The sequence below is a fragment of the Cognatazoarcus halotolerans genome, from assembly GCF_009800965.1.
Classification (GTDB): domain Bacteria; phylum Pseudomonadota; class Gammaproteobacteria; order Burkholderiales; family Rhodocyclaceae; genus Cognatazoarcus; species Cognatazoarcus halotolerans.
The window spans coordinates 1-513 of record NZ_WUAF01000058.1 but is presented as its reverse complement, the minus strand read 5'-3'; the positions used below and the strand labels follow the sequence as shown (position 1 = coordinate 513).

Annotated in this window: 1 protein-coding gene; it reads right to left on the bottom strand. The window is 65.1% G+C overall.

Annotated features, from left to right (window positions below):
* Nucleotides 1–513: IS21 family transposase (gene istA, locus GQB03_RS22640; protein WP_159694061.1), on the bottom strand; the 513-nt coding region annotated here is incomplete at both ends.

Here is a 513-nt window from a genome sequence, read left to right as displayed (position 1 = left end):
AGCCAGTCGTTCAGTTCGGCGAAGCTGCCGAACCTCAGCTTGCCGGCATCCAGCCAGATCCGCCGCCGACTGTCCTGGACGTTCTTCTCCACGACGCCCTTCTCCCAGCCCGAAGCGACATTGCAGAATTCCGGCTCGAACAGGTAGTGGGCGCACAGCGCCGAGAAGCGCGCATTGACGACGCGGCCCTTGCCCTTCCTGACCTTGTCGACCGCGGTCTTCATGTTGTCATAGATGCCGCGCCGGGGGATGCCGCCCAGCGCCGCAAAGCTGCGGGTATGGGCGTCGAACAGCATCTCGTGCTCCTGGCTCGGATAGGCGACCAGCACGAAAGCGCGGCTTGCGCACAGCTTCAAGTGCGCGACCATCAGCCGGCGCCACACGCCGCCGATCACCAGCCGCTCCTCGCTCCAGTCGAACTGGAAGGCTTCGCCCAGTTCGAACTTCAGCGGCACGAAGGCGCGTGTCGGCGCGTTCGCCGACTTCTGATCGCGCCAACCGCGGATGAAGTCG